13 protein-coding genes and 1 riboswitch are annotated in these 12,351 nt (G+C 64.8%); of the genes, 8 read left to right on the top strand and 5 right to left on the bottom strand.

The window, feature by feature from the left end:
* Nucleotides 1-66: 66 nt before the first annotated feature.
* A complete protein-coding gene (locus tag AC0L3B_RS19690) occupies nt 67-1,086 on the top strand; it encodes an Hsp33 family molecular chaperone (protein WP_026233079.1) in 1,020 nt (339 codons plus the stop codon).
* A gap of 61 nt (nt 1,087-1,147) precedes the next feature.
* Here the strand turns inward: AC0L3B_RS19690 and apaG are convergent, their stop codons facing one another.
* Nucleotides 1,148-1,540: a Co2+/Mg2+ efflux protein ApaG gene (gene apaG, locus AC0L3B_RS19685; RefSeq protein ID WP_026233080.1), complete on the bottom strand. Its 393-nt coding sequence runs from the start codon at nt 1,538-1,540 to the stop codon at nt 1,148-1,150.
* A gap of 204 nt (nt 1,541-1,744) precedes the next feature.
* Here apaG and AC0L3B_RS19680 point away from each other — a divergent pair, with 204 nt between their 5' ends.
* From AC0L3B_RS19680 to AC0L3B_RS19670, 3 genes are read left to right on the top strand one after another with little or no spacing between them, the layout of a single operon-like run.
* Nucleotides 1,745-3,010 (top strand): OpgC domain-containing protein, encoded by a 1,266-nt coding sequence (locus AC0L3B_RS19680; protein WP_085349686.1) that lies wholly within the window; start codon nt 1,745-1,747, stop codon nt 3,008-3,010.
* On the top strand, nt 3,010-3,789 hold the full coding sequence (locus tag AC0L3B_RS19675; protein ID WP_473380923.1) for an SGNH/GDSL hydrolase family protein: 780 nt from the start codon (nt 3,010-3,012) through the stop codon (nt 3,787-3,789). Before AC0L3B_RS19680 ends, AC0L3B_RS19675 begins: the two co-directional genes overlap by 1 nt.
* A gap of 12 nt (nt 3,790-3,801) precedes the next feature.
* Nucleotides 3,802-4,794, top strand: a complete 993-nt coding sequence (locus AC0L3B_RS19670) for an SGNH/GDSL hydrolase family protein (RefSeq protein ID WP_026233081.1) — start codon at nt 3,802-3,804, stop codon at nt 4,792-4,794.
* A 54-nt stretch (nt 4,795-4,848) separates the two neighbouring features.
* Here AC0L3B_RS19670 and AC0L3B_RS19665 read toward each other — a convergent pair whose 3' ends face one another.
* Nucleotides 4,849-6,045: an O-succinylhomoserine sulfhydrylase gene (locus AC0L3B_RS19665; protein WP_018456075.1), complete on the bottom strand. Its 1,197-nt coding sequence runs from the start codon at nt 6,043-6,045 to the stop codon at nt 4,849-4,851.
* A 70-nt stretch (nt 6,046-6,115) separates the two neighbouring features.
* Nucleotides 6,116-6,195: riboswitch (SAM riboswitch) on the bottom strand.
* 80 nt (nt 6,196-6,275) lie between these two features.
* Between AC0L3B_RS19665 and AC0L3B_RS19660 the strand changes: the two genes are divergently transcribed.
* The 4 genes from AC0L3B_RS19660 to AC0L3B_RS19645 all read left to right on the top strand — a co-directional run bounded on the left by AC0L3B_RS19660 (nt 6,276) and on the right by AC0L3B_RS19645 (nt 10,778).
* Nucleotides 6,276-7,412 carry a 2'-deoxycytidine 5'-triphosphate deaminase gene (locus tag AC0L3B_RS19660; RefSeq protein ID WP_085349689.1) on the top strand — a complete coding sequence of 379 codons (1,137 nt, stop codon included), beginning with the start codon at nt 6,276-6,278 and terminating at the stop codon, nt 7,410-7,412.
* Between the two features lie 177 nt (nt 7,413-7,589).
* A complete protein-coding gene (locus tag AC0L3B_RS19655) occupies nt 7,590-8,018 on the top strand; it encodes a PAS domain-containing protein (protein WP_247370427.1) in 429 nt (142 codons plus the stop codon).
* Between the two features lie 103 nt (nt 8,019-8,121).
* Nucleotides 8,122-9,171: a hypothetical protein gene (locus AC0L3B_RS19650; protein WP_247370425.1), complete on the top strand. Its 1,050-nt coding sequence runs from the start codon at nt 8,122-8,124 to the stop codon at nt 9,169-9,171.
* Between the two features lie 161 nt (nt 9,172-9,332).
* Nucleotides 9,333-10,778 (top strand): MATE family efflux transporter, encoded by a 1,446-nt coding sequence (locus AC0L3B_RS19645; RefSeq protein WP_085349691.1) that lies wholly within the window; start codon nt 9,333-9,335, stop codon nt 10,776-10,778.
* Here AC0L3B_RS19645 and AC0L3B_RS19640 read toward each other — a convergent pair.
* The 3 genes from AC0L3B_RS19640 to AC0L3B_RS19630 form a co-directional block, all read right to left on the bottom strand.
* Nucleotides 10,775-11,281 (bottom strand): hypothetical protein, encoded by a 507-nt coding sequence (locus AC0L3B_RS19640; RefSeq protein ID WP_473380922.1) that lies wholly within the window; start codon nt 11,279-11,281, stop codon nt 10,775-10,777. The genes AC0L3B_RS19645 and AC0L3B_RS19640 overlap by 4 nt on opposite strands.
* A 100-nt stretch (nt 11,282-11,381) precedes the next feature.
* Nucleotides 11,382-11,783 (bottom strand): SRPBCC family protein, encoded by a 402-nt coding sequence (locus AC0L3B_RS19635; protein ID WP_085349693.1) that lies wholly within the window; start codon nt 11,781-11,783, stop codon nt 11,382-11,384.
* A 184-nt stretch (nt 11,784-11,967) separates the two neighbouring features.
* A complete protein-coding gene (locus AC0L3B_RS19630; protein WP_473380921.1) occupies nt 11,968-12,327 on the bottom strand; it encodes a VOC family protein in 360 nt (119 codons plus the stop codon).
* Nucleotides 12,328-12,351: the final 24 nt, after the last annotated feature.

Genomic DNA, 12,351 nt, shown 5'->3' with positions numbered 1-12,351 from the left:
TTCTGCATTCCGGACCCCAGCCCTCACCCCCTTCCAATTCCGCCTTCCGACCCCAGATAAAGCGCCATGGTTTCCCAATCCCCTGATATGAAAACCGGGCCTGAAGGCCCGGTTCGCGCGCCATCCGCGGTTCCGATCGATGACGCCGTGCTGCCTTACGAGGTCGACGCGCTCGATGTGCGCGGTCGGCTGGTGCGGCTTGGTCCGGCGCTCGACGAAATCCTGACCAAGCACGATTATCCCGCGCCGGTCGGCAAGCTGCTCGGCGAGGCCATCGTGCTGACCACGCTGCTTGGCTCCTCGCTGAAGTTCGAGGGCCGCTTCATTCTCCAGGCCCAGACCGACGGTCCGGTGTCGTTCCTGGTCGTGGACTATCAGGCGCCGGATCGCCTGCGCGCCTATGCGCGCTACGACGCCGCGCGCCTCGGCGAGGCCAAAGATACTGGCACGCATTCCGGCGCGCTGCTGGGCCACGGTCATCTCGCCATGACCATCGACCAAGGCCCCGACATGAGCCGCTACCAGGGCCTGGTCGCGCTCGACGGCGGCAGCCTCGAAGACGCCGCTCACGAATATTTCCTGCGCTCCGAGCAGATCCCGACACGCGTGCGTCTCGCTGTCGGCGAGGAATGGCGTTCGAACGACGGCGGCAAGCATCGCTGGCGTGCTGGCGGCATGCTGATGCAGTTCCTGCCGAAGGCGCCCGAGCGTGCGCGGCAGGCCGATCTGCATCCCGGCGATGCGCCCGAAGGCGTCGAAGTGCACGCCGTCGCTGAAGACGATGCCTGGGTCGAGGCACGCTCGCTGATCGAGACCGTCGAAGACGTTGAGCTGATCGATCCGGAGCTGTCCGGGGAGCGGCTGCTCTACCGCCTGTTCCACGAGCGCGGCGTGCGCGTGTTCAATCCGCTGCCCTTGAAGGCGCAATGCTCCTGCTCGCGCGATGCGGTGGCATCGATGCTAAAGAGCTTTTCGTCTGACGACCGTGCCGCGATGGTCAAGGACGACAAGGTCGTCGTGACCTGCGAGTTCTGCAGCTCGGTGTACGAGTTCACGCCGGATGAAGCAGGCGTGGAAGACGCGTAAGGCGTTAGCCTGCAGGTGCGATAGGGTCGGCCAAAGCGGAGCGCGCCCACCATCTCCTGCCCTAATTCAACACCCGCTTGTTGTCCGGGCTGTCCAGCGAGAACGTGGGCACGTCGATCTCGAAGCGTTCGCCGGTCGCGCTGACCATCTGGTAGCGGCCGGTCATGAAGCCCGAGGCGGTCGTGAGCGGCACGCCCGAGGTGTATTCGAAGCGTTCGCCAGGCGCGAGCGTCGGCTGCTCGCCGACGACGCCCTCGCCCTTCACCTCCTGCTGCCGGCCGGTGGCATCGGTGATGATCCAGTGCCGCGTCTTGAGCTGCACGGTCTCGTCGCCGGAATTGGTGATGACGACGGTGTAGGCCCAGAAATAACGGGAGCGGTCGGCCGACGACTGCTCCGGAACAAAGTTCGGCTCGACGGTCACTTCGATCTGGCGGGTCACGGCGCGGTACATGATTGCCATCATACCGAAAACCGCTCCGGAACCAAACGCCGGAGACGCCTTGGCGACATCGTCCCGCCAGAATTCGCAGGGAAGTACACGTCCAAATGGGCTTGCAAATGTACTTGCTTGTGATCCGGTCGCTTTGCGAGATGACGGCCGGACCGGTACACTCCTTGCCACGTCGCGATTTGCGGAAGGGTTTTTAGGCCCCCGATGACCATTGCCGACCAAGTGACGGGATCGACGATCGCGGGAACCGCTAAACCTGTGGAGGTCAAGTCCGCGGGAGCGAAGCGGCGCGCGGCCGCGCCGGCCATTTCGCTGCCCGCCATCGGCGAGCGCGAGCTCCGGCTCGACCTGTTCCGCGGCCTTGCGCTGTGGCTGATCTTCATCGACCATTTGCCGCCGAGCCTTCTGACCTGGTTCACGATCCGCAATTACGGCTTCAGCGACGCCACCGAGATCTTCATCTTCATCTCCGGCTATACCGCCGCCTTCGTCTACGGTCGGGCGATGCTGGAGTCCGGCATCGTCGTCGCCACCGCGCGCATCCTGCGGCGCGTCTGGCAGATCTATGTCGCCCACGTCTTCCTGTTCACGATCTTCCTTGCCGAAATCTCCTACGTCGCGACCAGGTTCGAGAACCCGCTCTACACCGAAGAGATGGGCATCATGGATTTCCTCAAGCAGCCCGACGTCACGATCGTGCAGGCGCTGCTGCTGCGCTTCCGTCCGGTCAACATGGACGTGCTGCCGCTCTACATCGTGCTGATGCTGGCGCTGCCCTTGATCCTGTGGCTGATGAAGTGGCGCCCCGACGTGACGCTCGGCCTCTCGGTCGCGCTCTACGCGGTGACCTGGGAATACGACCTCTATCTGTCGGCCTATCCGAACGGCTTCTGGGCCTTCAATCCCTTCGCCTGGCAATTGCTGTTCGTGTTCGGGGCATGGTGCGCGCTCGGGGGTGCCCGACGCATGTCGCACATTCTGGCTTCGCGGGTGACGATGTGGATCGCGATCGCCTATCTGGTTGCGGCATTCTACGTGACGCTGACCTGGTATGTGCCGCAGCTCTCCCACTTCATGCCGAAGCGGCTCGAGCAGTGGATGTATCCGATCGACAAGGCCGACCTTGACGTGCTGCGCTTCACGCATTTCCTGGCGCTGGCCGCGCTCACCGTGCGCGTCCTGCCCCGGGACTGGCCGGGCCTGAAATCGCCCTGGCTGCGGCCGCTGATCCTGTGCGGCTCGCATTCCCTGGAGATATTCTGTCTCGGCGTCTTCCTCGCCTTCGCCGGCCATTTCATCCTGGCCGAAGTCTCGGGCGGCCCGGTCATGCATGCGCTAATAAGTCTCTCCGGAATCCTGATCATGTGGGCCATGGCCTGGCTGATTTCGTGGTACAAGCGGGTGGCTGACAAGAGCGGTTCGAAAACCAAAAGCGCCGTCGGCAGCGCCGATATGGCGGGAGGGGGCTGATGAAGGCGAAGGTTTTCCTGAGCCTGATCCTGCTGTGCGGTGGTCTCGCCGCGCCTCCGGCGCGCGCGGACGATGCTGCGCCGGCTGCTTCAGCCGCGCCCGCAGCCTGTGAAGTGCCGTCCTATCTGCTCACCAGCGAAAGCCAGCTTCCCAAGGTCGCCGATGCCGTGAAGGCCGGCAAGCCGCTCGAAATCCTGGTCATCGGCAGTCGCTCGACCACGATTCCGGCTTCCGAGGACGCCTCTTATCCGGCGCGGATGCAGGCCATCCTGAAGGACAAGCTGCCGCCGTCCGAGACTGTGCACGTCTCCGTAGAAATACAGAGCAAGAAAACGGCCGAGGAGGCGGCTGCCAGCTTCGTTAAGCTGATGGAAGCAAAAACGCCTACTTTGGTCATCTGGCAGACCGGGACTGTCGATGCTATCCGAGCCATCGATCCCGATGATTTTCGTGGCGCGGTGACCGAAGGGGTTGTTGCGTTGCAAAAGGCAGGGGCTGACGTCGTCTTGATGAATTTGCAGTACAGTCCGCGTACCGAAACCATGATCTCGGTGCCGCCATACCTCGACAATATGAGGGTGGTGGCGCAGGAGCACGATATTCCGCTGTTCGATCGGTTCGCGATCATGCGGCAGTGGAATGATCAGGGCCAGTTCGACCTATTCAGCCCGTCGCGCGGGCCCGAGTTGGCGAAGCAGGTCCATGATTGCCTTGGCCGGGCGTTGGCACAGTTCGTGATCGACGCTGCCCATCTGGAGCCGGCCCAGCAGCAAAATTGAGGTCTAGCGTTAATGAGTTCTCTCCGCCCTTTTTGCCTGACGGCATGGCTGGCTGTGCCCGCAGCAGCGGTGCTGCTGTTGCTGAGTCCGGCCTCGCAGTCCCACGCGCAGACGCAGGCCGCGCAGGCAACACCGGCCCCGCAGCAGTCGGCTGATCCGGCTCCCGCTTCACCGTCCCAGACCACCGTCGCAGCGACGTCCCCCGACCAGCGCGGCATCACGGCGCGCGCCATCGACAAGGTGAAGCAGGTCGCGAAATCCGCCGGCGACATCTTTAGCCGCGTGCCCTGCCTGTCGCCGAAGGGCGGCTCGAAGGCGATGGGCTCGCTGCCGCATGTCGCGGGCAAGCTCGTCGCCGGCCAGCCCGTCGTCATCGTCGCGTTCGGCTCGTCGTCGACCGCGGGATTCGGCGCGAGCTCGCCGGAGTTCAACTATCCCAATCGCCTTGCCGCGCAGCTGCACCGGCACTATCCGACCGCCGACATCACCGTCGTCAATGCCGGCGTCGGCGGCGAGGATGCGCCCGAGATGATGAAGCGTCTCCAGAAAGAGGTGATCGACGTGCATCCGGATCTGGTTATCTGGCAGGTCGGCACCAATGCCGTGCTGCGCAATCTCGATCCTGGCGAGACCGCCAAACTGGTCGAGGACGGCATCGCTCGCATCCAGGCCACCGGCGGCACCGACATCGTGCTGGTCGATCCGCAATATTCGCCCGCCGTCAACCAGCGCGCCGAGAGCGCCGGCAAGATGGTGAAGCTGCTCGGCAAGGTCGCCGAGCTCCGTCACGTCGGCATCTTCCCGCGCTTCGAGGTGATGCGCGACTGGCACGAGAAGCAATCGCTTCCGGTCGAGAGTTTCGTGATCGCCGACGGACTGCACATGAACGATTGGGGCTATGCCTGCTTCGCCCAGCTCCTCGGCGACGACATCATTCGCTCCGTCGGCCAGATCAAGCTCGGCGTGAACGTGCCCGCGGACGTGCGGACGTACCGGCCAATGTGACTTGTCGTCCCGGCCCCCATGCGCAATTGCGCACTAGGCCGGGACGACAATAACTCACGCCTTCTCCAGCGCCGCCGTCAGATCCTCGATCAGATCGTCTGCGTGCTCAAGCCCCGCCGAGAAGCGGATGAATCCCTCGCTGATGCCTAGCACGGCGCGGTCCTCCGGCTTGAGGCGCTGATGCGTCGTCGTTGCCGGATGCGTGACGAGGCTCTTGGCGTCGCCGAGATTGTTCGAGATCTTGGCAAGCTTGAGCTCGTTGAGCACGCGGAACGCCGCCTGCTTGCCGCCCTTGACCTCGAGGCCGACCAGCGTCGAGCCGCCGCGCATCTGCTTCTTCACCAATGCAGCCTGCGGATGATCGGCGCGGCCGGGAAACACCAGCCGCGAAATCTTCGGATGGCTCGCCAGCACGTCCGCGATGCGCGCCGCCGTCTCGGTCTGCGCGCGCACGCGCACGGCGAGCGTCTCCAGCCCCTTGAGCAGGACCCAGGCGTTGAACGGCGAGATCGACGGGCCGGTCTGGCGCATGAAATTGTGGATGTGCTCGGCGATGAACGCTTCCGAGGACAGGATGATGCCGCCGAGACAGCGGCCCTGGCCGTCGATGTGCTTGGTCGCGGAATAGACCACGACGTCGGCGCCGAGCGCGAGCGGGCTCTGCCAGATCGGGGTGGCGAACACGTTGTCGACGACGAGCCGCGCGCCGCCACTATGCGCGATCTCGGCAATGCCGGGAATGTCGAGCACGTCGAGCGTCGGATTGGTCGGGCTCTCCAGGAAGAACGTCTTGGTGTTCGGCTTCATGGCGCGCTGCCACTGGTCGAGATCGAGGCCGTCGACCAGCGTGGTCTCGATGCCGTAGCGCGGCAGTAAATCCTGCACGACGTAGAGACACGAGCCGAACAGCGCGCGCGAGGCCACGACGTGATCGCCGGCCTTGAGCGGCGCCAGGATCGCGGTCGTCACCGCGGCCATGCCGGTCGCGGCCGAACGTGCCGCTTCGGCGCCTTCGAGCTCGATCATGCGGCGCTCGAACATCGAGATGGTCGGATTGGAGTAGCGTGAATAGATGAAGCCGGGGTCCTCGCCCTTGAATCGCGCCTCGCACTCCTCGGCGCTGTTGTAAACGTAGCCCTGGGTCAGGAACAGCGACTCCGACGTCTCGCCATATTGCGAGCGTAAGGTGCCGGAATGAACCAGGCGAGTTTCGGGACGGTAGTGGGCGGTTGGCGCCGGGGACTTCGACATAGGACCTCCTGAAGTGACCATCGAGAATGGTCACAAAAAAACCGGCCTGGAATATCTCCACGGGCCGGGATCACAGAGGTCCCCGGCCTGTTTAGCGACTTATTTAACGTGGCTGCAAGCCGGCCGGCTCAAATCACCACGGGATAAGTCATGCTCATATTCCGCAATGCCCTTTCCGTCAAGACGTCCATCGGATAGCCGTAAAACGCTCATATTTCCCGCATGTCGGGATGTGTTTGATCCCTGATGAGGACCCCGGGTTGACGTTCACGGTCGCCGCCGACGCCAATGGTATCCTGCCCGACCGCATGATCGCGGCGATGGCGGAGGGCGGTCTCATCCTGCCCGCTTACGACTTCGTCGAAAGCCAGATCCAGCCGGCGAGCCTCGATTTGCGTCTTGGCGATATCGCCTATCGCGTTCGCGCCAGCTTCCTGCCCGGTCCCGGCGCCACGGTCGCCGAGCGCATCGACGAGTTGAAGCTGCACGAGTTCAGCCTCGCCGACGGCGCGGTGCTGGAGACCAACTGCGTCTACATCGTGCCGCTGCTTGAAAGCCTCGCGCTGCCGCCGGAGATCGTCGCGGCCGCCAACCCGAAGAGCTCGACCGGCCGGCTCGACGTCTTCACCCGCGTGATCGCCGACGGCACCCGCCGCTTCGACATGATCGGTGCCGGCTATCACGGCCCGCTCTATGCCGAGATCAGCCCGAAGACGTTTCCGGTGCTGGTCAGCGAGGGCTCGCGCCTGAGCCAGGTGCGCTTCCGCACCGGCGATGCCATCCTCAACATCGAGGACCTCGAGGCGCTGCACGCGACCGAGCGTCTCGTCGATATCGACGATGCCGACCTCACCGGCGGCGTCGCCGTCTCTGTTGATCTCTCCGGCGAGAAGAGCGGCGGCTTCGTCGGCTACCGCGCCAAGCGCCACACCGGCGTCATCGACGTCGATCGCCGCGCCGGCTATTCCGTCGAGGACTTCTGGGAGCCGATCTCGGCCCGTCCCGACGGCAGCCTGATCCTCGATCCCGGCGAGTTCTATATCCTCGCGTCGAAAGAGGCGGTGCAGGTGCCGCCCGATTACGCCGCGGAGATGGTGCCGTTCGATCCGCTGGTCGGCGAGTTCCGCGTGCATTATGCCGGATTCTTCGATCCCGGCTTCGGCTATGCCGGCGCCGGCGGGCTAGGCTCGCGCGCCGTGCTCGAAGTGCGCTCGCGCGAGGTGCCGTTCATCCTCGAGCACGGCCAGATCGTCGGCCGCCTCGTCTACGAGAAGATGCTGGCCCGCCCCGACGCGATGTACGGCCAGCGCATCGGCTCGAACTACCAGGCGCAGGGCCTGAAGCTGAGCAAGCATTTCCGGGTGTAGGGATAGCCTCACCTTCCGCTGTCATGCCTCGGCTTGACCGGGGCATCCAGTACGCCGTAGCCTATTGGTTCGATCACATCCGCCTCTGGAATACTGGATCGCCCGATCAAGTCGGGCGATGACACCGAATCTGTGTCAAGATGGGAAGTGAATCCGGGCTACGTCCGAGGTGGCGAAATGACAGATCAATCCGAACTCGACGCAAGAATCCTCGACGACGTCGCCGACGCGCTGATCTATTCGGATCGCTCCGGCACGATCATGCGCTGGAACCGCGCATCGTCCGCACTGTTCGGCTTCTCGGCGGACGAAGCGCTGGGCCAGAATCTCGACCTGATCATTCCCGAACATCTGCGCGCCGCGCACTGGAAAGGTTTTGAGGCCGCGCTTGCCAGCGGCGCGATGAAGCTTGCGGGCAAGCCGACACTGACCCGCGCGCTGCACAAGGACGGACGCAAGCTCTACATCGAGATGACCTTTGCGCTGGTGCGGGACGCCGCTGGAGTGGTGCAAGGATCGGTGGCGATGGCACGCGACGTCACCGAGCGCGTCGAGCGCGAGCGTGCCGCCAAAGCTTCGCAAGCTAAGCCTGCGCAAAATTCGTGATGCGGAATTGGCGCGCCGGCGTGCAGGGCTCCTGCGTGCGGCTCAACTTGTCCGTCACCGGATGCATTGACACACTCGATCAGAACAACGATCGGGAGCGAACATGACCGCACCAGACCCCGCGCAGGAAGCTCAATGGAAACGCTGGCGCGCGGTTGCCGATCTCTATCACGCCTACTTCACCGGTCTGATCCTCACCGTGGTCACGCGTCGCGGCACGGCAGATGCTGCGGAGTTCGTCTTTCGCGTGTTCCGCCGCCAGCAGCAGGAGCGCTTCCTGCCGGGGCTGGAGAAGCTCGGGCTGAGCCATCTGCCGCCCGCCGTGGCAGCCGCGCAATATCACTATCTCTCGAACTGGATCGGCGGCGTGCACGTCGAATACATGTATGAGAGCGACCGCAAAGCCTGGATCCGCTATCCGCCGCCGCGCTGGATCTGGAAAGGCACTGCCATCTGCGGCGTGCCGGGCGAAGTCTCGCGCGCGATGCTGCGCGGCTGGCACGCCAACAACGGCGTGGCGCTCGGCGATACCAGATTGGGGTTCGTCTGCACCAAGCAGAGCGTCGACGGCCAGGACGGGCTCGAAGGCTACTATTATCAATATGACCAGCCCCTCGAGCTCGACCAGCGCCTCGTGTTCGCGCGGCACCTCGAAGCCCCGCTGTTCGATGCAGCCGCGGCTCCGGCGTTGCCGGTCGCAAGCTGGCCAAGGCCGAGACTGGAAAAAGCCTATCGCAACTATGCGATGGAATATGTGCGCACCGCCGCGCCCGTGATGGTGCAGCTGTTCGGTCCGGAGGATGCGGGCTATCTCCTGCACCTCACGGGCAAGCTGATCGGGATGCAATATTTCGATGAGGTCGCTGCGGCGCTGTCGATGGGCCGCGGCGGTGCGAGCGAATTCGCGACGTTCCTCAACGCGCTGTTTGTCGCGCAGGACGATGCGGCTGAGACGACGCAATCCGAGGGCACGTTCGAAATCCGTCAGCAGAGCTGGAGGTTGATGGAAGACGTCGCCGATAACCACTCCGCTTGCGCCAAGGTGCTGGCGGGGTTGTTCGAGGGGCTTGCGGCCGGGTGCGGCCGGCACATCGGCGTGCACCTGTCCCCGACACCGAGCGGTCGTCCGCCATTGCTCTGGACGATTGGGTAGACGACGGCGTCACCGCGCTGCCGCAGGGCACGCCTGCACCTAGCGCAGGAGGAATCGCTGCGCGTCGTGCTAACAAGCCTCTTGTTGCGCCCTGCGCGAACCAATTCATTGGCACACCCAAGCATTGCTGCGCCGGAAATGGCGCTTTGCCCGGAGAGGACATGTCAGACATCGCCGAAATCCCGGTCGATGAACAAGAGCGTCCGCTGCCGCCGCCTCCGCGCCCCGTGAGGAGCGCGCTGATGGACGGGCCGATCCTGCGCACGCTGCTCGGACTGGCCTGGCCCAACGTGGTCGCGCTCTCAGCCGGCACTTGCACGGTAATTGCGGAGACCTCCTATATCGGACGGCTCGGCGTGGAAGCGCTGGCCGCGATGGCGCTGGTGTTTCCGACAGTGATCCTGACCATGACCATGTCAGGCGGTGCGATGGGCGGCGCGGTGGCCTCCGCCATCGCGCGCGCGCTCGGCGCGGGCGATCGCGAGCGTGCCGGGACGCTCGCCGCGCACGCGCTGCTGATCGGCATCAGCTTCGGCCTCGTCTTCATGCTGGGCATGCTGATCTTCGGGCCCAAGGTGCTTGAGATGCTCGGCGGCCGCGGCGACGTGCTGACGCATGCGATCGCCTACACCCAGGTGTTTTTCGGCGGCGCCGTGCTGCCCTGGCTGCTCAACACCATGGCCGGCGTCCTGCGCGGCACCGGCAACATGAAGCTGCCGTCGCTGTTGATCCTCAATTCCGCGGCCTGGCAGATCGTGCTCGGTGGCACGCTTGGCCTCGGCCTCGGTCCGGTGCCGCAATTCGGCATGCGCGGCGTCGCCGCCGGCGCGCTGATTGCCTATTGCATGAATATCGGCGTGATGGGCTGGTACCTGTTCTCCGGCCGCGCCCGCGTGACGCCGAAGCTGCGCGGACTTCGCATCCAATGGGCGATGTTTTTCGACATCCTCAAAGTGGGCGCCATCGCCTGCTTCTCGCCGCTGCAATCGGTGCTGACGATCTCGATCTTCACTCACATGCTTGCGAAATTCGGCACCGCGATCCTGGCCGGCTACGGCATCGGTGCGCGGCTGGAATTCCTGCTGACCTCGATCGCGTTCTCGTTCGGCATCGCCTCGGTGCCGATGATCGGCATGGCGGTCGGCGCCGGCCGCATCGCCCGCGCCCGGCGCATCGCCTGGATCGCAGCGGCGAGCGCCTTCGTCGCCGTCGGTGCACCGGCGTGCCTGGTCGCGGCCTTCCCCGATCTCTGGGTCAACATCTTCACGGACAGCGCGACCGTGCGCGCCACCAGCCACCAATATTTGTCGACGGTGGCGCCGTTCTACGCCTTCATCGGCCTCGCCTCGACGATGTATTTCTCGTCGCAGGGCGCTGCGAAGGTGATCGGCCCGGTGCTGGCGCAGACCGCGCGGCTGATCTACATCTCGGCTGTCGGCTGGTGGCTGTCGACGCATGATGCCACCGCGCAAAGCTTCTTCTGGCTGGCGGCGAGCTCGATGGTCGTGCTCGGCCTGCTCTCGTGCTCCAGCGTGGTGCTGACACGCTGGGGACCGCGCCAAACCAAACCTGCGATCAGGCCGGCTCTGTCGGCCGCCGCGGACTAGCGGTGCCTGTGGCGGCGATGGCCGCCACCACCGCCGACATTGGCGAGCCGCATCAGTTGCGGAATCATCGCCATCATGTCGCCGCCACCGGCGCCGCCGAGCATGCCCATGATATCGCCGCCGCCGATGCCGCCCATTCCGGCCGGCATGGTGCCGCCTCCACCCATCGGCGCGTAGCCGCCGTAATTGGGCGCGCCGAAACCGCCGCCGAGGTTGCCGGCGCCGAGGCCGCCAATGCCACCGCCGCCCATCATGCCAAGACCACCACCGCCATTCTCCATCATGCGGCTCATCATCGGGCCCATGGTCTGCATCATCATGCCGAAGCGGCGCTTGCCCATCTTGGCCTTCATCATCTCGAGCATCGGCGCCATCTGGGTCATTATGTCCTCGCCGCCGGCACCGCCGCCGCCGAAGAACTGCGCCTTTGCCGGCGCGCTCGAAATCGAAAACATCAGCAGCACGGCGGCCGCCTGCCAGATCACCTTGTCCGCACCTCTCATGGCCTGCTCCTCGCGCGCGTGGCGCCGCCGGGAGAGCGGAGCCAACCGGACGCACGGCGCCATCGTTATTGCGGACGAGGGCTGGGCTCTGTGAGAAAGATCACGCAGCTGCGGCCGGAAACGCGCGGTGTATGGCGGCGACGGCGTCCTTGGTCTGTCCCTGCACATAGGGCGCGAGCTCGTTCGGCAGCATGTCGATGATCCAGACCAGGCGGCATCTCGCCTCGCCCTCGGCGATCACCTGCACCGAGGCGCTGTAATGCTTCAGCCGCTCGTTGTTGATCGCGTAGACCAGCCGCCGCCCGGCATCGTCGCAATCGACCAGCACCTCGCGCGCCACCGATCCGTTGGCGAAGGTGACGATGCGCGTGTCGCCGTCGAGCGTGCAGGCCGTGACGAAGCCCGGCGCCAACCGCCGATGCAGCGCGCCGAAATCGCGCACCGCGTCCCAGACGTCGCGCGCTGGGGCGTTGAGGGGAATGTCGTTGTGGATGGAGGCCATGGTTGAGTCCTTTGATGTAGAGAAGCGAGCGATAGCGCCGTCATCTCAGCTGTCATCGCCCGACTCGATCGGGCGATCCAGTATTCCAGAGGCCGCTGTGATTGAATCGAGGAGCTGCGGCGTACTGGATACCCCGGTCAAGCCGGGGCATGACAGCGTGTGTGTGTGGTGAGGGCTGCCGCGTTCACACACAGACCGCCTCAACATTGTTGCCATCGGGATCGATCAAAAACGACGCGTAGTAAGTCGAGCTGTAATCCTTGCGCGGGCCGGCGCCGCCATTGTCGCGGCCACCGCTCTTCAAGCCCTCGCTGTGGAATGCCTTGACCGCGTCATGATCCCCCGCGCGAAACGCGATGTGCACGCCATCGGCTTTGCGCCCCTTGTTCAGGTGCAGCCACAGCGCCGGCTCGCCCCTCGGCCCGAAGCCGGCATAACCATCGCCACTCGAGCACAGGACATAACCGAGCGGCGCCAGCACCGCGGTGTAGAAGCGCGTGGCGGCGTCGAGGTCGGCAACGCGCAATCCGATATGATCGTACATGGTCGTCTCCATTGCCAAAGCGCG

The organism is Bradyrhizobium sp. Kon56, from assembly GCF_055807635.1.
Note: the sequence above shows the minus strand (reverse complement) of the source record. Positions and strands in the feature narration are given on the sequence as shown.

What these genes read in the sequence shown, in the direction of transcription:
- AC0L3B_RS19690 (WP_026233079.1), top strand. Translation starts at nt 67, where the DNA reads ATGGTTTCCCAATCCCCTGATATGAAAACCGGGCCTGAAGGCCCGGTT.
- apaG (WP_026233080.1), bottom strand. Translation starts at nt 1,540, where the DNA reads ATGTACCGCGCCGTGACCCGCCAGATCGAAGTGACCGTCGAGCCGAAC.
- AC0L3B_RS19680 (WP_085349686.1), top strand. Translation starts at nt 1,745, where the DNA reads ATGACCATTGCCGACCAAGTGACGGGATCGACGATCGCGGGAACCGCT.
- AC0L3B_RS19675 (WP_473380923.1), top strand. Translation starts at nt 3,010, where the DNA reads ATGAAGGCGAAGGTTTTCCTGAGCCTGATCCTGCTGTGCGGTGGTCTC.
- AC0L3B_RS19670 (WP_026233081.1), top strand. Translation starts at nt 3,802, where the DNA reads ATGAGTTCTCTCCGCCCTTTTTGCCTGACGGCATGGCTGGCTGTGCCC.
- AC0L3B_RS19665 (WP_018456075.1), bottom strand. Translation starts at nt 6,045, where the DNA reads ATGTCGAAGTCCCCGGCGCCAACCGCCCACTACCGTCCCGAAACTCGC.
- AC0L3B_RS19660 (WP_085349689.1), top strand. Translation starts at nt 6,276, where the DNA reads ATGTGTTTGATCCCTGATGAGGACCCCGGGTTGACGTTCACGGTCGCC.
- AC0L3B_RS19655 (WP_247370427.1), top strand. Translation starts at nt 7,590, where the DNA reads ATGACAGATCAATCCGAACTCGACGCAAGAATCCTCGACGACGTCGCC.
- AC0L3B_RS19650 (WP_247370425.1), top strand. Translation starts at nt 8,122, where the DNA reads ATGACCGCACCAGACCCCGCGCAGGAAGCTCAATGGAAACGCTGGCGC.
- AC0L3B_RS19645 (WP_085349691.1), top strand. Translation starts at nt 9,333, where the DNA reads ATGTCAGACATCGCCGAAATCCCGGTCGATGAACAAGAGCGTCCGCTG.
- AC0L3B_RS19640 (WP_473380922.1), bottom strand. Translation starts at nt 11,281, where the DNA reads ATGAGAGGTGCGGACAAGGTGATCTGGCAGGCGGCCGCCGTGCTGCTG.
- AC0L3B_RS19635 (WP_085349693.1), bottom strand. Translation starts at nt 11,783, where the DNA reads ATGGCCTCCATCCACAACGACATTCCCCTCAACGCCCCAGCGCGCGAC.
- AC0L3B_RS19630 (WP_473380921.1), bottom strand. Translation starts at nt 12,327, where the DNA reads ATGTACGATCATATCGGATTGCGCGTTGCCGACCTCGACGCCGCCACG.